Origin of the sequence: Vibrio sp. B4-6 (genome assembly GCF_963888245.1) — a bacterium.
GTDB classification, from domain to species: Bacteria; Pseudomonadota; Gammaproteobacteria; order Enterobacterales; family Vibrionaceae; genus Vibrio; species Vibrio anguillarum.
Genome location: NZ_CAWPIM010000018.1, coordinates 1 through 17,362, shown reverse-complemented (window position 1 = coordinate 17,362; position 17,362 = coordinate 1). Strand labels below are relative to the sequence as shown.

The 17,362-nt window shown below is 40.4% G+C and carries 23 protein-coding genes; 22 read left to right on the top strand and 1 reads right to left on the bottom strand.

What is annotated here, in order from left to right; all coding sequences use genetic code 11:
• Nucleotides 1-162: 162 nt before the first annotated feature.
• Nucleotides 163-522 carry a VOC family protein gene (locus AACV20_RS06575; RefSeq protein ID WP_170908014.1) on the top strand — a complete coding sequence of 120 codons (360 nt, stop codon included), beginning with the start codon at nucleotides 163-165 and terminating at the stop codon, nucleotides 520-522.
• Nucleotides 523-729: 207 nt separating this feature from the next.
• Here the strand turns inward: AACV20_RS06575 and AACV20_RS06570 are convergent, their stop codons facing one another.
• The gene (locus AACV20_RS06570) at nucleotides 730-966 is read right to left on the bottom strand and encodes an RNA recognition motif domain-containing protein (RefSeq protein WP_013867767.1); all 237 of its coding nucleotides are present in this window, start codon (nucleotides 964-966) and stop codon (nucleotides 730-732) included.
• A gap of 247 nt (nucleotides 967-1,213) precedes the next feature.
• Here AACV20_RS06570 and AACV20_RS06565 point away from each other — a divergent pair, with 247 nt between their 5' ends.
• The 21 genes from AACV20_RS06565 (at nucleotide 1,214) to AACV20_RS06460 (ending at nucleotide 17,011) form a co-directional block, all read left to right on the top strand.
• On the top strand, nucleotides 1,214-1,918 hold the full coding sequence (locus AACV20_RS06565) for a hypothetical protein (RefSeq protein WP_170908013.1): 705 nt from the start codon (nucleotides 1,214-1,216) through the stop codon (nucleotides 1,916-1,918).
• Nucleotides 1,919-2,072: 154 nt separating this feature from the next.
• Nucleotides 2,073-2,354: a hypothetical protein gene (locus AACV20_RS06560; RefSeq protein WP_026027901.1), complete on the top strand. Its 282-nt coding sequence runs from the start codon at nucleotides 2,073-2,075 to the stop codon at nucleotides 2,352-2,354.
• Nucleotides 2,355-2,635: 281 nt separating this feature from the next.
• Nucleotides 2,636-3,040, top strand: a complete 405-nt coding sequence (locus tag AACV20_RS06555; RefSeq protein ID WP_170908012.1) for a hypothetical protein — start codon at nucleotides 2,636-2,638, stop codon at nucleotides 3,038-3,040.
• Nucleotides 3,041-3,191: 151 nt separating this feature from the next.
• Nucleotides 3,192-3,458, top strand: coding sequence for a hypothetical protein (locus AACV20_RS06550; RefSeq protein ID WP_170908010.1), 267 nt, complete (start codon nucleotides 3,192-3,194; stop codon nucleotides 3,456-3,458).
• 634 nt (nucleotides 3,459-4,092) lie between these two features.
• Nucleotides 4,093-4,629: a GNAT family N-acetyltransferase gene (locus AACV20_RS06545; protein WP_017046975.1), complete on the top strand. Its 537-nt coding sequence runs from the start codon at nucleotides 4,093-4,095 to the stop codon at nucleotides 4,627-4,629.
• Between the two features lie 206 nt (nucleotides 4,630-4,835).
• Nucleotides 4,836-5,126: a YkgJ family cysteine cluster protein gene (locus tag AACV20_RS06540; protein ID WP_080569473.1), complete on the top strand. Its 291-nt coding sequence runs from the start codon at nucleotides 4,836-4,838 to the stop codon at nucleotides 5,124-5,126.
• 189 nt (nucleotides 5,127-5,315) lie between these two features.
• Nucleotides 5,316-5,699 carry a GFA family protein gene (locus AACV20_RS06535; RefSeq protein ID WP_005536580.1) on the top strand — a complete coding sequence of 128 codons (384 nt, stop codon included), beginning with the start codon at nucleotides 5,316-5,318 and terminating at the stop codon, nucleotides 5,697-5,699.
• Between the two features lie 165 nt (nucleotides 5,700-5,864).
• On the top strand, nucleotides 5,865-6,524 hold the full coding sequence (locus AACV20_RS06530; RefSeq protein ID WP_170908009.1) for a hypothetical protein: 660 nt from the start codon (nucleotides 5,865-5,867) through the stop codon (nucleotides 6,522-6,524).
• Nucleotides 6,525-6,819: 295 nt separating this feature from the next.
• Entirely contained in the window at nucleotides 6,820-7,776 is a 957-nt protein-coding gene (locus AACV20_RS06525; RefSeq protein ID WP_170908008.1) for a hypothetical protein, read from the top strand.
• Nucleotides 7,777-7,900: 124 nt separating this feature from the next.
• On the top strand, nucleotides 7,901-8,191 hold the full coding sequence (locus tag AACV20_RS06520) for a hypothetical protein (RefSeq protein ID WP_170908007.1): 291 nt from the start codon (nucleotides 7,901-7,903) through the stop codon (nucleotides 8,189-8,191).
• 205 nt (nucleotides 8,192-8,396) lie between these two features.
• Nucleotides 8,397-8,813, top strand: coding sequence for a GFA family protein (locus tag AACV20_RS06515; protein WP_032474178.1), 417 nt, complete (start codon nucleotides 8,397-8,399; stop codon nucleotides 8,811-8,813).
• A gap of 176 nt (nucleotides 8,814-8,989) precedes the next feature.
• The gene (locus AACV20_RS06510) at nucleotides 8,990-9,529 is read left to right on the top strand and encodes a hypothetical protein (protein WP_170908006.1); all 540 of its coding nucleotides are present in this window, start codon (nucleotides 8,990-8,992) and stop codon (nucleotides 9,527-9,529) included.
• A gap of 162 nt (nucleotides 9,530-9,691) precedes the next feature.
• On the top strand, nucleotides 9,692-10,156 hold the full coding sequence (locus AACV20_RS06505; RefSeq protein WP_170908005.1) for an ASCH domain-containing protein: 465 nt from the start codon (nucleotides 9,692-9,694) through the stop codon (nucleotides 10,154-10,156).
• 683 nt (nucleotides 10,157-10,839) lie between these two features.
• Nucleotides 10,840-11,121: a hypothetical protein gene (locus AACV20_RS06500; RefSeq protein ID WP_029190024.1), complete on the top strand. Its 282-nt coding sequence runs from the start codon at nucleotides 10,840-10,842 to the stop codon at nucleotides 11,119-11,121.
• 191 nt (nucleotides 11,122-11,312) lie between these two features.
• A complete protein-coding gene (locus tag AACV20_RS06495) occupies nucleotides 11,313-11,828 on the top strand; it encodes a lipocalin family protein (RefSeq protein ID WP_094124518.1) in 516 nt (171 codons plus the stop codon).
• Between the two features lie 242 nt (nucleotides 11,829-12,070).
• Nucleotides 12,071-12,319, top strand: coding sequence for a DUF3297 family protein (locus tag AACV20_RS06490; RefSeq protein WP_094166354.1), 249 nt, complete (start codon nucleotides 12,071-12,073; stop codon nucleotides 12,317-12,319).
• 301 nt (nucleotides 12,320-12,620) lie between these two features.
• The gene (locus AACV20_RS06485) at nucleotides 12,621-12,911 is read left to right on the top strand and encodes a YkgJ family cysteine cluster protein (RefSeq protein ID WP_080569473.1); all 291 of its coding nucleotides are present in this window, start codon (nucleotides 12,621-12,623) and stop codon (nucleotides 12,909-12,911) included.
• Nucleotides 12,912-13,107: 196 nt separating this feature from the next.
• Complete coding sequence (locus AACV20_RS06480; RefSeq protein WP_031813865.1) at nucleotides 13,108-13,656, top strand: cysteine hydrolase family protein; 549 nt, start codon at nucleotides 13,108-13,110, stop codon at nucleotides 13,654-13,656.
• 146 nt (nucleotides 13,657-13,802) lie between these two features.
• On the top strand, nucleotides 13,803-14,318 hold the full coding sequence (locus AACV20_RS06475; RefSeq protein WP_170888943.1) for a ClbS/DfsB family four-helix bundle protein: 516 nt from the start codon (nucleotides 13,803-13,805) through the stop codon (nucleotides 14,316-14,318).
• 858 nt (nucleotides 14,319-15,176) lie between these two features.
• Nucleotides 15,177-15,701, top strand: coding sequence for a hypothetical protein (locus AACV20_RS06465; RefSeq protein ID WP_234912151.1), 525 nt, complete (start codon nucleotides 15,177-15,179; stop codon nucleotides 15,699-15,701).
• A gap of 692 nt (nucleotides 15,702-16,393) precedes the next feature.
• The gene (locus AACV20_RS06460; protein ID WP_170908004.1) at nucleotides 16,394-17,011 is read left to right on the top strand and encodes a hypothetical protein; all 618 of its coding nucleotides are present in this window, start codon (nucleotides 16,394-16,396) and stop codon (nucleotides 17,009-17,011) included.
• The last annotated feature ends 351 nt before the right edge of the window (nucleotides 17,012-17,362 follow it).

The following is a 17,362-nucleotide window of genomic DNA, read 5'->3' as shown; positions in this document are numbered from 1 at the left end:
AACACATAACAAAGCGTTTAAGACGGATTCCCAACGCTTGGCATTTTCGGCTTACTTTGGGTTAAGTGTTTATGTCACAATGGTTTAGGTAGAGTGGTAGCGTTGCTCACCACTTAACGCGGCGTTATACGCTATATGGAAATTTAACAATGGAGTCGTGAAATGAATCCGAATGAAAAGCTGAATTATGTCGAGTTTGCAGCAAAAAATTTAGAGGCAACAAAATCATTTTTCTCTTCAGTTTTTGGCTGGGAATTTACTGATTATGGCCCTGAATATACAGCATTCTCAAATCAGGGTTTAGATGGCGGTTTTTTTAAAGCTGACTGTTGTAGTCAGACAGCATTGGGTGGTGCACTTCTTATCTTTTATAGCTCAAACATAGAAACCACTTTAGCCAAAGTCCAGAATAGCGGTGGTCAAATTATTCGCCCAATTTTTGATTTTCCCGGAGGCTGTCGTTTCCATTTTATTGAGCCAAGCGGTAACGAATTTGCAGTGTGGTCGGAAGCACGCGTATAACAAACGGCTCAAGAGGGATTGCCAACGCTTGGCGGTTTTAGTGCAAAATTGCAGTTCAGTGTTTACGGTGTGTTTTTTGAGTTCGGCGGTGCGTTGTCAACCCCTTAGCCGGGCGTTATGCAGTTCTACAGGTTCAACGGAAACTAAAAGACGCCAGCCCAATGTATTTGAACTGACGGAGCTTTACTCTTTTTGTCTATAAGGTGTTTATTCTGCGGCTTTTACTCTGATTTTGCTTTTGGCAACGTCAGAAAGGTTTAGGCTAGAAATTGCAGCATTAGCTTCGTTTTCGTTTGGCATTTCGACAAAAGCAAAGCCTTTTGATTGACCCGTTACTTGGTCTAAAACAAGCGTACATTCGGCTACGGAGCCATGAGCTGAGAATAAAACACGAAGTTCTTGTTCAGTTGTAGAGCGAGATAGATTGCGAACTAAAAGTTTCATGATGAACCAATTGGTAGTAAATGACAGTGCGAATTGTGGCAGCTAAAGATAAGTTTGGCTAAGCAATTCGTTCTCTATACTGAGTATTGGTTAAAAAACTGCATAACAAACGGCTCAAGAGGGATTGCCAACGCTTGGCGACTTTAGTGCAAAATTGAAGTTCAGGGTTTACGGTGTGTTTTTTAAGTTCGGTGGTGCGTTGTCAACCCCTTAGCCGGGCGTTAGCAGTACACGGTGGTAAATCAGTATGGAACATGACAAATCGAGATATTTTTTCTACGAGCCTGAAAATTCGATTCGTCGTGAGTCGATGTTAATGCACAAATTATTGTTTGATCTACAGTTAGCCTATGCGATGCAGGGGTATTACCTCAAAGCTTACCGTACTGATGTCGATGATAATGGCTATGACTTAGTCCTTGATTCTGAAGATATAAGCAGAAAGGTTCAGGTCAAATCAACAATGGTTGATTCCTCCACTAAGTCTTGGGATATAGCTAAGGGTGTACTGCGTCCCGAGTTTCACCAAATGTGTAAGCATTCTATGTGGTCTAATTTGACTGCGGGTATTGGTGGGGGAGTGATTTTGCAAGAAGTCACATTGAACCAAGATGACATTGATGTAAATTATTACTATACCGATTTGGTTATTCTCTCGCTCTACTGCTTTGAGATCATCGGGAACAAAGTGAACTATAAAAGTGCTCGTAGGGTTATAGGTGAGCTTCATCATGAACATTTCCATGACAAGGTAGTACTTTCAAAAAGCTGCTTTCTCAAGCTTAAATCACCGTCTGCTTTGCTAGAGTTAATGGGATTTACTCAAAGTCGGATGTACGGAGATATTATTTACAAATTGCAGTGTATTAATAATCCAAAATATCGTTCAGCGCCACACGAGTACTATCGAGAAAAAATTGTACAGCTGATAAATTCAGTAAAGTACTGCTAACAATCAATTTAAGAGGGATTCCCAACGCTTGGCATTTTTGCTTCTACTTCAATTTTAGTGGTTACGATACAATGCTTTAGGTTGTGTGGTAGCGTTGCTCACCCCTTAATTGGGCGTTATATTTTTTTAAGTTCAGCAACCCAAAGGATTCATGATGAACGTGGATAAAGCGAAAAAACGCATATTGAAACGAGTACAAAGAGGTTTCAAAGGTTATCCGCAAATATCATTAGAGTATTTCGGTAAAACGACGGACTTAGCGACCGAAGTCGTTATCACCTTTTTACCTGAAGAGAATGCCGATCCCCAAATACAACGTTTTACAAGTGACAAGGATGCCCGCGAAGACGAAGCGATCCAATCGGTATTGTTAAAAATTATTGAGCGTGCGGAAGCTGCTACGGTTTTGGAAAAGTACGAAATATCAGTTTGTTAATGGTTTTCGACAATCCTAAACAGTCGATCACGTTAGCGTAGAGAGTGAAAATATAACAAACGGCTCAAGAGGGATTGCCAACGCGTGGCGGCTTTGGTGCAAAATTGAAGTTCAGCGTTTACAGTGTGTTTTTTGAGTTCGGCGGTACGTTGTCAACCCCTTAGCCGGGCGTTAGGCTACTCGCATCTTGTATTATAATCAGCGTCAATATTGTTTTGTGTCTTATATATAACTATAATGGTTGGTCATTTAAATTAAATTTTATGGAGACCGTATAAATAATGAATCCAACTGACCTTAATGCATTAAAACTAGGTTATCGAAGTTCTAGACATGCCAAATGGGCATTAAAACTAGCCTCTTGCGCATCTTTTGTACCACTTACTTTGACACTTGTTTTCCATATGCTGGTGCCTAGAGGATTTTATGATTATCTAGAGTTTAATGAGATAAGTCTAATTATATTATATGCAACAAATATAGCTTATGCTGTATTTGGATTTTTTATGCTAAAAGAGAAAGTATGGGCTGCCAATATTGCATTTTTCTTGCTCGGTGGAACTATGATAATGAATTATTATTTTGATAGAGAATTACCAAGTGGATTTTGGATTGCCCTACTTTTACTTTTAGTTAATGCAATTAGAGCTGCTTATTATTTAAAAATGTACCCTAATGAGTTGTAATCACCATTTCGCCTAACAAACGCTTCAAGAGGGACAGCCAACGCGTGGCATTTTTACTATGCGTTGGTTTTTGTGATTACGGTGTGATGCGGAAAGTTAGTAGTAGCGTTGACTGCCCCTTAAGCGGGCGTTAGCTTTCACGGAGGATACATTGAGTTTCGAGGCAAAATTATACTCAATAATTGGTGTTACTTTACTTGGTCAAGTCTTCATACCAATAATCGTTAGTCCAATTATTTTTTGTGTTGCCCTTTGGTATTTCACGCAAGATGGTATTTTCTACTGGGCAGACCTACATAAGCATATTGGTAAAGCTTTGTTGGTTGTCATTGGTTCATTTGCTATTGCTTGGTTTATTGGCTACATAGTTTTAGGGCAAACAGGTGGTTATGGCGGTTATAAATATGATTTACTGTAATTATGAGGCAAGTGAAAAGCTAACAAAGCATTTAAGACGGATTCCCAACGCTCGGCATTTTCGGTTTGATTCAGCATAAGTGTTTACGGCACAATGGTTTAGGTTTGGTGGTATGCGTTGCTCACCACTTAATGCGGCGTTAGGCAAAGTGAGTTTTTATCAGCTAAGTCGAGTCTGAATTGAACGGTAAATGCCATGTTTTCTAGCTTAAGTTAAGCAATAAATAATCATCACCTATTTGTTGTTTCTTGATCGTGTTGGGTTGTTTAGCGCTGTGAGTTTAGCGGCAAAATAACCTTCAGCATCCAAACGTCCGCCGAGCATGCTACGCTCGTCACTTTTCTTCCAAACCGCTCAATTTGAGTTTTTTGGTTTCTTTGCTGATTCAGCATTTTGGTTTATAAATAAATCGTTTAGTTGGTTTTAAGTTGGTAAAAAAACCTTGTTCTTTGGTTTTAAAAGTGTTGTTGTCAATCGGTTGGCCTAACAAACGGCTCAAGAGGGATTGCCAACGCGTGGCGGTTTTAGTGCACAATTGAAGTTCAGTGTTTACGGTGTGTTTTTTGAGTTCGGCGCTGCGTTGCCAACCCCTTAGCCGGGCGTTATATGCCAATCGGAGATTATAAGGAAAATCATGCAATTGGAACTAGATGGTTACTATCTTCGTTCACTGGATGTGGAAGATAAGGAAGCATTTTACAAGTGGTCTCGTGACCGTGAAGTTACACTTTATAGTCTTTCTTCATATGCGTACCCTCAATCAAAATCAGATATCGAAAAATGGCTTTTATCCATAAATTCAAACCCTAAAAATGTCTCTTTTGGCATATGTAGTAACGAGAATGATCAGCTACTTGGATATGCTGGTATATCTGGGATCAGTACTCTAAATCGTAGCGGTGAATACTTCATTCTTATTGGAGAAAAAAGTTACTGGGGTAAGGGCGTTGGTACATCAGTAACAAAAATCGTAACAGATTACGCTATACGAACTCTTGGTTTGCACAGAGTTCAGCTTACAGCAAGCTCTCTTAATTACGGTGCAATTAAGGCTTATGAAAATGCAGGTTATCAACATGAGGGCGTGATGCGACAATCAGGTTTTCGCAATGGTGAATTTGTCGATAAAGTACTAATGTCTGTTCTTTCTACAGAGTGGTCAGGCATATAACAAACAATTTAAGAGGGATTCCCAACGCTTGGCATTTTTACTTCTACTTCAAATTTAGTGTTTACGGTACAATGCTTTAGGTGGGGTGGTAGCGTTGCTCACCCCTTAATTGGGCGTTATGGCTATCAAGTTGAGTTCATCATTAATGTCGGTAAATTGGTTTAAATTGGAGTACTATTCTGCGATTAAACTCGCTGAAGAACTCGATGACAATCCCAATTAAAAATGTATCAAATCCGGAAATATCGTGCTCAAACTGCCATGCTTGTTGCTGCCGTTTAGAGGTTATGATCATTACAGATACAGGTGTACCAGAGCAGCATATTGCATTCGATGAATGGGGTGGAGAAACGATGCTGCGTTTGTCAGATGGTTGGTGTTCAGCTCTAGATCGTGAAACGTTCATGTGCACAATTTACGAAAATCGCCCTTGGATTTGTCGAGAATTCGAAATGGGCTCTTACGAATGTCGAGATGAACGGATAGACCTTTCTTAAGGTTTTACCAATAAATCAGTGAGTTGTTAGCCATAACAAACGGTTCAAGAGGGACAGCCAACGCGCGGCATTTTTATTATGCGTTGGTTTTAGTGGTTACGGTGTTATGCGGAAGCTTGGTAATGGCGTTGGCTGCCCCTTAACCGGGCGTTATAACACTTTCCAGAGTGTCAGCATGGAGGCAATAATATGGACATAAAAAGAGTGCACAATGCAAAATGTCATTGTGGGGCAGTTGAATTAGAACTAACGTTGCCAAATGGACTAGAAGACCCTCGTCGTTGCTCTTGTTCTATGTGTAGGAAGCGCGGAGCAATTGCTGCATCTGTTTTGCTTGAAAACCTCAAAATTGTAAAAGGTGAAGATAACTTGACCCTTTATCAATTTAATACCATGACGGCGAAGCACTACTTTTGTAAAACTTGCGGCATATACACTCATCACCAAAGGCGCTCCAATCCACATCAATTCGCAATTAATGTTGCGTGTCTTGAAGGTGTTAATCCTTATGATTTGGAGCCAGTCAAAATTTACGATGGTATTCATCACCCAAAAGACAGTATTAACTTGTAAGCGCAAACATTGACAGCGTGTTATAACAAACAATTTAAGAGGGATTCACAACGCTTGGCACTTTTGCTTCTACTTCAAAATTTAGTGTTTATGGCACAATGCTTTAGGTTTGGGTGGAGGCGTTGTTCACCCCTTAATTGGGCGTTAGGGCAATAGGAGTATATTTTGAACAGTGATGATATTGGCTCGATCATTGAATGTTTTGTATCGAAAGAGAGTGTATTAAACGATGTTAAGAACTTTTTTATTGCCAATAAAATGGAAGCACTCTCATTTCTGGCGGGAGTTGTATCTTTAGCTATTGCCTTGATTGCAGCTTTATTTGGCGATGCTACCACTTCTTACATATCGTTATTTGCCTTTTTTGCGTTTATTGCATTGTATTCATTGTCCTCATTTATTTCTACAGTTCGCTTCTTTGTAGGTGCAACAAAAGAAACTTTAAAAAATATAAATGAAAGATATCAGTCGGATTATATAGCTGCGGAAGAAATTTCAACCTTCGGTGATGACAGCATAGACTGCGTTAAGGTCCTTTTTGAGGATCGCATTAGGTATTTAGAATCGAGGGTAGGTTTTCTTGTTGGAATTGTTGATAAACTCGGTATTGTTCCAGCTATCATCATGATCTACTTGGCATTTGTTAAAGCATTGGGTTCCGAAGAAATATTTAACTTATCCCCTTTAGTAACAGGCCTCGTTTCTGGAATTTACTTAGGAGCAATTACAGCTCGTATTGTAATTGATGCTTTACGAGACAAAATAGCCATCTTAGAGCTTTCGAAAAAAATATCTCAAAAGCGCAAGGGGTTCAAATTACCCTAACAAACGGCTCAAGAGGGATTGCCAACGCTTGGCGACTTTAGTGCAAAATTGAAGTTCAGTGTTTATAGTGTGTTTTTTAAGTTCGGCGGTGCGTTGTCAACCCCTTAGCCGGGCGTTATGCATTTTAAGCGATCTCGTCACAATTCGCAGAGCGCATCACGCTTCTATTATTGCGCTCAATTTCATGCAAAAGTAGTATCACAAGGGCAATTTTGCTTTATGACACTGATGTATAGCTACTACTTTGGTTCGTTGCTATATCAGTCTCAAATCAGTATGACTTTGAGGTTTGACAATGGAACAAGAAAAGTACTTAGGTTATATAAAGTACGATGGTGAGTTAGTAGAAAACGGGTTAATGGACGCCAGAAGACAAGCTAAAGCTCTACTCGCATATGATGGAGCAATCAGAGAGCTTATTTCTAAACAAGCACCAGACTTGAAGCATATTGATTTTGAAATTCCAATGAGGGTCCAAAAGGGTTCTTGGGAAGCTTTAGTTCCAGAAACAGTTGCTGGGTGGGCGCAAGCTGGACTTGGGGTTGTTGCGACCGCTTATTTTAGTAAAGCTGCGTCAAAAATGGCTGAGAACGATTTTGAGAACTTCGGCTTCACCTCAATATTCTCGAAAGCACTAGATGGGTTAAAGTGGTTTGCACGAATCAGCAAACATCTAGGAGAAACGGGTAAAAAAGATCTGTCCAACCTTAAGTTTAAAAATAATAACGAACTTATCGGTATTCCCAACAATAGAGGGGAGTACATATATGTTCCAAAGCCTGCGTTAGATCTTTATCTAGATTCCAACTCAAAATTGCTAGAAGAATTAGCTCGTAATATAGCTGAAGGACGCTCGTTAAAAATTGGAACATACAGCGATGGGGTTAAGGACGAAGTTACTATTGGTAAACAAGACAAAGCAATCTTCTGTAAGGATGACAGTGAAGATGACGATGAAGTTTTAGTTTTACCTGAGCTAGTGCACGGTGCAACGGTTGTGATTGAAGGCGAAGTTACGAGGGAAAATAAAACATCCAACTCCTTAGGCTTTAAATATTTAGGGCACATTCTTACTGCTTATCCTGATGTGGGTAGTGTCGTTAAATATAAACCTCTTCTGTTTTTGCGCTGTAAGCTAGTCGGTACCGTTAGCCGTTTAGATGAAAAAGGTCGAATTGCAGCGAAACGACCAAAACTTATTGTGTCCCACTTGGAAACGCTCGAACAAACCAACGGTGACCTATTTAACTAAATGCATAACAAAGCATTTAAGAGTGATTCGCAACGCTTGGCAGTTTCGCTTCGCTCAAGTATAGCCAAGCGTCGCTCACACCTTAATGCGGCGTTATGTTTTCGGGATAACTTGAGGAACAGAAATGGATTTCATTTGGTTGGTTTTAGCTTTGGGAGCTGCTGCAACATTCTACTATTTCGTAATATATTCGAAGCCACAGGATGATGATTGGCACAAATTACCGACACTTGAGGATTATTTGATAAAGCATCCCGAATGTAAAACGGCAGATTCAGAAAGTGCGAAATGCTTTAGTTGTGGTTCAGATAAAGTGATTTTTCAACCATTAACAGCTCATGCTGATCATCGTTATAGACATATTTGCTTATCTTGCAAAAAAACACTTTTTAGAAGTAAGTCAATAATGTCTTAAATCAGTTGATGATCCTAAGAATATTTTCAATAAAATCATCTGGTTGTAATAAAACATAACAAACGGTTCAAGAGGGACAACCAACGCGTGGCATTTTTATTATGCGTTGGTTTTTGTGATTACGGTGTTATGCGGAAAGTTGGTAGTAGCGTTGGTTGCCCCTTAACCGGGCGTTATATGTTTTCATCAATTTAGGAGTAATTTAATGTCTTACGCAGAGACTAGCTGCCTATGTGGTTCTGTCAAAATCACAGCAGAAAGCATCAACCCTAACTTCACAGTTTGTCATTGTCAGTCATGTCGAACTTGGGGTGGGGCACCATTTTTCGCAGTTAAATGCGGAACACAAGTGAAAATCGAGGGGGAAAACAAAGTTAAAATGTACAAGTCATCCTCTTGGGCCTCCCGTGGTTTCTGCACAGAGTGTGGTACTCATTTGTTTTACAAGTTCAAAGAAACAGGTGAATACAACATGCCCGTAGGCTTATTTCCAAATTTAGACGGTTTGAAAATGGACATGCAATACTTTAGCGACATGCGCCCAAGCTACTACTGCTTTGCCAACGAAACTAAGGAAATGACTACAGAAGAAATTATGGCTTACTTTGCGGACAAGGTGTAACCAAACATATAACAAACGGTTCAAGAGGGACAGCCAACGCGTGGCATTTTTATTATGCGTTGGTTTTTGTGTTTACGGTGTTATGCGGAAGCTTGGTAGTAGCGTTGGCTGCCCCTTAACCGGGCGTTATGTTTACAATTTGAGTTTAGAGATAAAATTTGCAATAAGAGGTTGACGTGTTAGCTAAGACAGAAATCGCGAACGTTCAAAAACAAATGATTAATAAGCAGTTTGATGATATGTCCGTAAACCCTAGATATTGGCAGAATAAATCAAGAGATTTATTTCGCTCTGCCCGTGTGCTTTGGAAAGCGATGAAAGAAGACTCTAGTTTAAGTGTTTCATGCTACGCAACATACAAAATGCTGATGGGAATGTCCTTCGAAGCTTTATTAAAAGGACTATTAATTGCTAGTCAAGAAGTGGCTATTTCTGATTTAGCTACACATAATCTTGTCGAACTTGCCAAAGATTCAGGTCTAAATTTAACCAAAAATGAAAACAAAATTTTTACTGTCTTAACTGATTATATTTTATGGGCAGGTAAATACCCAATACCGAAAAATTCTAGCCAATTACAGCAACATAGAACAACTACGAGTGTTACAGAGCAACGTAAAGTTAAATTTGGAGACTTAGATGTAAATGAGCCCAATGGTGCTTTGGACTTCGATAATCTCAAGCCAGTGTGGCTTAAGATTTCCAAAATGTACTAGTGCATATCAAGCAAACATAACAAAGCGTTAAAGAGGGACAGCCAACGCGTGGCATTTTTATTATGCGTTGGTTTTTGTGGTTACGGTGCTATGCGGAAAGTTGGTAGTAGCGTCGGCTGCCCCTTAACGCGGCGTTATGTTTTTAATCAGGTTCAGGGAATCATGGAAGAAAAGAGTCAGTTATTTTTACAGCAGTACTTTCGAACTTTACCTAGTGAAGTGTCTGAAAAATATACATCATTTAGTTCGGATTATTTTTGCGCAGATGAGTATAACGCAAATCTATGTGCTGATTTAATCCTACGTGGCGAGAAACGAGCATCATGCAGCATGGAATACTGGTATAGCCGTGAGGGTGAAGTTTTACCAAGAGTTGGTCATCTTCAAGTTGTCACAAACTGGGATGGTGAACCAATTTGTATAATTGAGATAACATCGGTCTCAAATTGTCGATTCAATGAAGTGTCAGAAGAGTTTGCGGCAAGTGAGGGTGAAGGCGACAAATCGTTAGAATGGTGGCGTAAAGCTCATTGGAAATTTTTCTCACGTGAATGTGAAGATTTAGGTATAGAGCCTAGTGAGGATATGCTATTGGTTTTAGAGCACTTTAAGGTCGTATATCACTAAAAACATAACAAACGGTTCAAGAGGGACTGCCAACGCGTGGCGGTTTTTGTTCAAATCGGCCTTTGTGATTACGGTTGTTATTTTGGGTTCAGCGGTTTGCGTTGTCAGCCCCTTAACCGGGCGTTATGCAGCTCAGGTAAATTTAGGGGTTTAATCTTTTAGGATTTCTCCGGCCATTCGTTTGGTGTTGTCGGCAAATGAGCTTTTTTACCCTCAAATTCGTGGTTAACTTAAACCGTAAAACAGGCAAGGTTCTTTGTTTGCCTCAATCAGTTTTAGCGCTGGTTTGCTGTGAAATTTGCGCGCGCAAAGTGTGGAAAGGCAAGTTTATCGAGCATTTTGCACTTGCTGAAAGTCTTGCTTGTTGAGTTTGTCTCATTCAAAAGCTTGGTTTGTTGTTGAACGGTGGACTTTGTTTTGGCGGCTTATTTATCACAGTTCTTGCTTGGGTTGATTCTTGAATCACTCAACCATTGTAATCGTGGCTTTTGGTCGTATAAATTCGGTTTATCTCATTGAATTTGCATAACAAACGGCTCAAGAGGGATTGCCAACGCTTGGCGACTTTAGTGCAAAATTGAAGTTTAGTGTTTACAGTGTGTTTTTTTAAGTTCGGCGGTGCGTTGTCAACCCCTTAGCCGAGCGTTATATTTTTTTAAGTTCAGCAACCAAAAGGATTCATGATGAACGTGGATAAAGCGAAAAAGCGCATATTGAAACGAGTACAAAGAGGTTTCAAAGGTTATCCGCAAATATCATTAGAGTATTTTGGTAAAACGACGGACTTAGCGACCGAAGTCGTTATCACCTTTTTACCTGAAGAGAATGCCGATCCCCAAATACAACGTTTTACAAGTGACAAAGATGCCCGCGAAGACGAAGCGATTCAATCTGTATTGTTAAAAATCATTGAGCGTGCGGAAGCTGCTACAGTTTTGGAAAAGCACGAAATATCAGTTTGTTAATGGTTTTTCGACAATCCTAAACAGTCGGTCACGTTAGCGTAGAGAATGAAAATATAACAAACGGCTCAAGAGGGATTGCCAACGCGTGGCGGCTTTAGTGCAAAATTGAAGTTCAGCGTTTACAGGGTGTTTTTTGAGTTTGGCGGTGCGTTGTCAACCCCTTAGCCGGGCGTTAGGTATTTGGAGGCATCATGAGATCAATCTTGTTGATTATTTGTACTGTTTTATTAAACGGCTGCTTGGGTATGCCCGAATCAGTAAAGCCTGTGTCGGATTTTGAACTGAACAATTATTTAGGTAAATGGTACGAGGTTGCTCGACTTGATCACTCTTTTGAAAGAGGTTTAAGTCAGGTTACTGCGGAATACCGTGTTCGAAATGATGGCGGTGTTTCAGTTCTTAATCGTGGTTATTCCGAAGAGAAAGGTGAGTGGAAAGAGGCTGAAGGCAAAGCTTACTTTGTAAATAGTCCAACAGATGGTTATCTGAAGGTTTCATTTTTTGGTCCGTTTTATGGCTCTTACGTGGTGTTTGAGTTAGAGCGTGAAAACTACAGTTATGCCTTCGTATCAGGGCCGAATACAGAATATCTGTGGTTACTTTCAAGAACGCCTAGAGTCGAACCAGACATTCTGGAGAAGTTCGTTCAAATGTCGAAAGAGCGTGGCTTTGATACAAATCGGCTCATTTACGTTCAGCAGCAATAAATACCTAACAAACGGCTCAAGAGGGATTGCCAACGCTTGGCGACTTTAGTACAAAATTGAAGTTTAGCGTTTACCGTGTGTTTTTTGAGTTCGGCGGTGCGTCGTCAACCCCTTAGCCGGGCGTTATATGTCATCTAGTTCTGCGTGCTATACCGCATATGAAATAGCATCTTTACTTTGTTGAGCGGTCGGCTTCTATTGTCTACAATAGCGCACTTTTTTACATATTTTAGGTTATGAATATGAACGACACTACAGCTAAACCCGCTTTGCCGGATCACCTTGCTGGTAATCCTCGCAGCCCACACTATGTAGCGGAGTGCTTTGAACATCACATTGGCATTCGTCTAAATGGCAAAGAGCGTACTGATGTTGAAGAATACTGCATTAGTGAAGGGTGGGTGAAAATTCCGTCACCGAAAGCTAAAGATCGTTTTGGCCAGTCGATGCTGATTAAGTTAAAAGGTGAAGTTGAAGCTTTTTATAAATAAGCTGCATTTTATACCGTCCGCATGCAATGTGTTGATAACTATGTAATTCAATGCATTGCATTCAAGATCTAGCTAGGTTTCTCATCCAAACATATAACAAACGGCTCAAGAGGGATTGCCAACGCTTGGCGGCTTTAGTGCAAAATTGAAGTTCAGTGTTTATAGTGATTTTTTGAGTTCGGCAGTGCGTTGTCAACCCCTTAGCCGGGCGTTATGGCTATCAAGTTGAGTTCATCATTAATGTCGGTAAATTGGTTTAAATTGGAGTACTATTCTGCGATTAAACTTGCTGAAGAACTCGATGACAATCCCAATTAAAAATGTATCAAATCCGGAAATATCCTGCTCAAACTGCCATGCTTGTTGTTGCCGTTTGGAGGTTATGATCATTACCGATACAGGTGTACCAGAGCAGCACATTGCATTTGATGAATGGGGTGGAGAAACGATGCTGCGTTTGTCAGATGGTTGGTGTTCAGCTCTAGATCGTGAAACGTTCATGTGCACAATTTACGAAAATCGCCCTTGGATTTGTCGAGAATTCGAAATGGGCTCTTACGAATGTCGAGATGAACGGATAGACCTTTCCTAAAGTTTTACTCAATAAATCAGTGAGTTGTTAGCCATAACAAACGGTTCAAGAGGGACAGCCAACGCGTGGCATTTTTATTATGCGTTGGTTTTTGTGGTTACGGTGTTATGCGTAAGCTTGGTTGTGGCGTTGGCTGCCCCTTAACCGGGCGTTATATGCTTTCAACTATAAATCAGTAAATAGGCTAGGAAAAATTATGAGTAAAGGATTATTGCTAATCGATATACAGAACGACTACTTCTTAGGTGGTGCTATGGAATTGGAGGGTATGGAAGATGCAGCTCGCAATTGTGCTCGACTGCTTTCTTACTTTCGAGAGCAAGAGTTACCAGTTTTTCATATTCAGCACATAGCAACGCGTGAAGGTGCAACCTTCTTCATACCAAATACCTTTGGTTGCAAAATACACGAACTAGTTGAGCCGATGGAGAGTGAGCCAGTGATTGTTAAAAATTATCCTAGTTCATTTAGAGAAACTAATTTAAATGAACTTCTTAACTCACAAGGGGTTGATGAGCTTGTAATCTGCGGTGCAATGACACATATGTGTATTGATACAACGACAAGAGCAGCATTTGATTTGGGTTATAAATGCACAGTTATATCAGATGGTTGTGCAACGAAGAGCTTAGAGTTTGACGGTAAGCAAGTCTTGGCTTCTGACGTCCAGGCTGCTTATATGGCGGCGCTTAGTGTTCCGTTTGCTCAAGTGGTTTCAACAAATGCTTTGGTTGCTTCATTGTAGCACGCATATAACAAACAATTTAAGAGTGATTCAGCACGCTTGGCATTTTTGGTTTGGGTTAAATTCAGTGTTTAAAGTGGTCAAATTAAGTGTAGTGGTCGCGTGCTTCACACCTTAATTGGGCGTTATGTGAATGGGGGAAAATAATGTCTTCAGTTCCAGAATCAAAAGATGAGTTGCTCACAGCTATAAATTCTATATTCCCGAAACTTATGGACGATTATCTGAGTGTTCCTGCATCAATGGCACGTAAGTGTGAAATTGAAGGTAACTTAAAAGGAACACAAATTAGCGTTTGTGACACTGTCGCTTATCTTGTTGGTTGGGGAAACTTGGTCTTGAAATGGCACAGTTTGAAGTCACAAGGTTTGCCAGTCGATTTTCCTGACACGGGTTATAAATGGAATCAGCTTGGATTGTTGGCGGTCAGTTTTCACGATCAGTACCGTGATTGGCAATACGAGGACTTACTTAAGGAGTTAGACTCAACAATAAACAAGCTGATCTTGTTAGTCGCAAGTTTAAGCAATGAAGAATTGTATGAAACGACGTGGTATGAACAATGGACATTTGGTCGAATGATCCAGTTCAACACGTCATCACCAATGAAGAATATGCGAGCCAAAGTTAGGCGCTTTAACAAAAACAACAGGCTTCGGTAGGTAATTCACATAACAAACGGCTCAAGAGGGATTGCCAACGCGTGGCGGCTTTAGTACAAAATTGAAGTTCAGGGTTTACGGTGTGTTTTTTAAGTTCGGTGGTGCGTTGTCAACCCCTTAGCCGGGCGTTATGCTTAATCTCACAAAATCAATCGGTTGTGGCCTTTTCTCTGTTCCTTCAGCCATTCGTTCTTGTTTGTCGGCAATTGAATAATGCTGTTGCTGTTTGAAGTAAATTGGTGCTGTGAGTTTGAGTGGTTGCCTCATTTTAGTTTGAGATGGTTTGTGTTGAGTTTCTTTTTTCTCAAGTCGCTTTGAGTAATCTGGTTCCTTAGCTTATCGGCCAAAAGCGTATCGGCAATTTACTATTGTTTTGCGCTGCCTAATGAAAAGGCAACTTGGCTGGCGTTGTTGGTTAAGCGTTGTTGCCTCATTCGAGTTTTACGCCAATTTGCTGTGAGTTTAGTTGGTCAGATTTTCGTTGAAAGGGCACTTTGTTCTTTTGATCGTAGTAAATTTAACGTGGTTTTTATTCAAATCATGGTTTCGATGAGGTTAACGAGTTTTGGTGCTTGGGTTGGTTTGAAACTCTGAGTTATTCTAATGGTTGTTTAAACCTAAGTATTTGAAGTTTAAGCATAACAAACGGTTCAAGAGGGACAGCCAACGCGCGGCATTTTTATTATGCGTTGATTTTTGTGGTTACGGCGTTATGCGGAAGCTTGGTAGTGGCGTTGTCTGCCCCTTAACCGGGCGTTAGGTGCTAATTAACCACTCCCGTAAAACTAGATAAAACTAGATAAAACTAGTTTTTGGTTGGCTATAATGACTTCATCTCAAACGAATGGAGTTAAGGTTATGTTTAAATCAGTATTTAGTGTTCAGTATCATCAGCTACCTCAAGATGCAGAGGTGATTGCTCAAGAAAGTAAGAAGTTACCAATCCAAGTGATGGACTCATCAGGTAAAGTGCAGTTCTATATAGTAAGTCCAGAAGAGTTTGGTTCTATAGGACAATGTAATGACAAAGGTAAGGAGCAAGCAGAGGTAACTAGCGTTGAAGCTCAGTCTGGAATAGCGCAAGAGCCGATGGTTGAATTTTACGGCATTGTCTATTCACCAAGTATTAAAGTAATGGCGTTAACTGGTAAGCGCACTTTTCTTCATTTTACAGAAAGTGAGCTATGTCGTGATTACCCGAATTGGAACCAAGCTAAAGGTGGTAACGCAGACTTTCAGCGCTTAGCTATGGCCAGTGATCGAAAAGCAGTAATGATGGCAAATGTTACTGAAAGTGAGGTCGCAGATACTGTTAAAAATTTTCTGCAACAAGGCTACACTACGCCTAGCCAACTTAAGCCATATATCAAAGCACGAATCTAGCACCTAACAAACGCTTCAAGAGGGACAGCCAACGCGTGGCATTTTTACTGTGCGTTAGTTTCAGTGGTTACGGTGCTATGCGGAAAGTTAGTAGTAGCGTTGGCTGCCCCTTAAGCGGGCGTTAGCTGAGGTTAAGAAAAATCATAAAATTAAGCGTTTATTTTTCTTAGTCTGAGGCTCTAGCTTTACACCTGAAAGTCAGCACTTTTCCAAGTATCTCGCCAGTGGCACTGTTCGTGAAGTGTTTGAACTAACCGAAGCCTTCTTACGGGAAGTGATGTGTTTGTTTATTTCTTTGGTGTGGCTTCTTTGGTTTTGAAGCTCTTACGCGCTTAAATGGATTTCGCGCACTTGGTCGTTGGCTTCTTCGAAAGAATTCTTTGTAAATTGAAGTCTTAGAAGCTCGTCAGTTTTCCTGTTATTTCTTTTTTGCCAAGTACGTTTCGTGGGTTAGGTTTTAGTTTCTCAGTTGTCCGTTTTACTTTGTCGCTTGAAAACAATAATGTGTTTTAAATTAGGCCGTTGGGTAGTCAATCTCCGGTTAAAGTGCAGCAGCTAACAAACGGCTCAAGAGGGATTGCCAACGCTTGGCGGCTTTGGTGCAAAATTGAAGTTCAGCGTTTACAGTGTGTTTTTTGAGTTCGGCTATGCGTTGTCAACCCCTTAGCCGGGCGTTAGGCATCAGGATAGTTATGGAAATCAAGCAGACGAATCAGGGTAAGAATCAGACTGTTATTAATAACGAGTCTGGCGTGGTTAATATTGGTAGTGTTCAACGATACGTTGACCTACAAATGCCGGAATTAAGACATGAGCTAAAACAGATCTCTTCTGAGTCCCAAGGAAAGTTCATCGTAGGGTTTGTGCTTTCTATTGTTGTACCAGCGCTTGGCTTATTGGCTGATCTATTAGCCATACATCCAGTGTTCGATCTTCCGTTTTGGGTCTATATTGGCGTATTTTCAGCCGTGTTTTTTACGACTCTGTTTGTATATTTCGATAACTATACGATCTTCAATGCTGATGTTCCTGAGTCACCTGGTTTCACTCATTTGCACAATGATCGATTGGTAAGCAGAACTGACGGTGGTTATGTCGTTTTTACGTATTCTTGTGGCTGCATTTATCCGAATTGCAAAGGTGAAATTCAAATTTCAGAGCCACCTCAGAGATACAATGGTAATTACCATTTATTCGCAAAATGTAGCGTAGGTGGTGAGCAACATTCTTATGGTTTGGACTGTAACTTAGTAGCGTATCCAGTACATATTGACTGGAGGAACAAGGAACCTGAGAAGAAAAATGCCTAACAATAAATTTAAGAGTGATTCACAACGCTCGGCGCTTTCACTTCAAGCCAGTTTAGTGTTTATGGCACAATGCTTTAGGTAGCGTGGTTAGCGTTGTTCACACCTTAATTTGGCGTTAGCTTTAAAGGAGAAATTATGGCTACAGAGCAAGAAGTAGATAGGTTTTTAGACCTTGTAAACGAAATTACAGAATTGACCATAGATGATTTAATTTATGACTCAAAATGGGGCGTGCGACGTGAGGTCGTATGAAGCGCTGTTCACCGCTTAATGTGTGAACCATCTGTATCACCAGATGAACCTAGGACTCTGAATAAAGTAGCGAGTCTGACAATGTAACGAAGACTGGTC

What these genes read in the sequence shown, in the direction of transcription:
- AACV20_RS06480 (WP_031813865.1), top strand. Translation starts at nt 13,108, where the DNA reads ATGAGTAAAGGATTATTGCTAATCGATATACAGAACGACTACTTCTTA.
- AACV20_RS06495 (WP_094124518.1), top strand. Translation starts at nt 11,313, where the DNA reads ATGAGATCAATCTTGTTGATTATTTGTACTGTTTTATTAAACGGCTGC.
- AACV20_RS06575 (WP_170908014.1), top strand. Translation starts at nt 163, where the DNA reads ATGAATCCGAATGAAAAGCTGAATTATGTCGAGTTTGCAGCAAAAAAT.
- AACV20_RS06555 (WP_170908012.1), top strand. Translation starts at nt 2,636, where the DNA reads ATGAATCCAACTGACCTTAATGCATTAAAACTAGGTTATCGAAGTTCT.
- AACV20_RS06465 (WP_234912151.1), top strand. Translation starts at nt 15,177, where the DNA reads ATGTTTAAATCAGTATTTAGTGTTCAGTATCATCAGCTACCTCAAGAT.
- AACV20_RS06570 (WP_013867767.1), bottom strand. Translation starts at nt 966, where the DNA reads ATGAAACTTTTAGTTCGCAATCTATCTCGCTCTACAACTGAACAAGAA.
- AACV20_RS06525 (WP_170908008.1), top strand. Translation starts at nt 6,820, where the DNA reads ATGGAACAAGAAAAGTACTTAGGTTATATAAAGTACGATGGTGAGTTA.
- AACV20_RS06540 (WP_080569473.1), top strand. Translation starts at nt 4,836, where the DNA reads ATGACAATCCCAATTAAAAATGTATCAAATCCGGAAATATCGTGCTCA.
- AACV20_RS06515 (WP_032474178.1), top strand. Translation starts at nt 8,397, where the DNA reads ATGTCTTACGCAGAGACTAGCTGCCTATGTGGTTCTGTCAAAATCACA.
- AACV20_RS06490 (WP_094166354.1), top strand. Translation starts at nt 12,071, where the DNA reads ATGAACGACACTACAGCTAAACCCGCTTTGCCGGATCACCTTGCTGGT.
- AACV20_RS06505 (WP_170908005.1), top strand. Translation starts at nt 9,692, where the DNA reads ATGGAAGAAAAGAGTCAGTTATTTTTACAGCAGTACTTTCGAACTTTA.
- AACV20_RS06545 (WP_017046975.1), top strand. Translation starts at nt 4,093, where the DNA reads ATGCAATTGGAACTAGATGGTTACTATCTTCGTTCACTGGATGTGGAA.
- AACV20_RS06475 (WP_170888943.1), top strand. Translation starts at nt 13,803, where the DNA reads ATGTCTTCAGTTCCAGAATCAAAAGATGAGTTGCTCACAGCTATAAAT.
- AACV20_RS06560 (WP_026027901.1), top strand. Translation starts at nt 2,073, where the DNA reads ATGAACGTGGATAAAGCGAAAAAACGCATATTGAAACGAGTACAAAGA.
- AACV20_RS06500 (WP_029190024.1), top strand. Translation starts at nt 10,840, where the DNA reads ATGAACGTGGATAAAGCGAAAAAGCGCATATTGAAACGAGTACAAAGA.
- AACV20_RS06565 (WP_170908013.1), top strand. Translation starts at nt 1,214, where the DNA reads ATGGAACATGACAAATCGAGATATTTTTTCTACGAGCCTGAAAATTCG.
- AACV20_RS06520 (WP_170908007.1), top strand. Translation starts at nt 7,901, where the DNA reads ATGGATTTCATTTGGTTGGTTTTAGCTTTGGGAGCTGCTGCAACATTC.
- AACV20_RS06460 (WP_170908004.1), top strand. Translation starts at nt 16,394, where the DNA reads ATGGAAATCAAGCAGACGAATCAGGGTAAGAATCAGACTGTTATTAAT.
- AACV20_RS06485 (WP_080569473.1), top strand. Translation starts at nt 12,621, where the DNA reads ATGACAATCCCAATTAAAAATGTATCAAATCCGGAAATATCCTGCTCA.
- AACV20_RS06535 (WP_005536580.1), top strand. Translation starts at nt 5,316, where the DNA reads ATGGACATAAAAAGAGTGCACAATGCAAAATGTCATTGTGGGGCAGTT.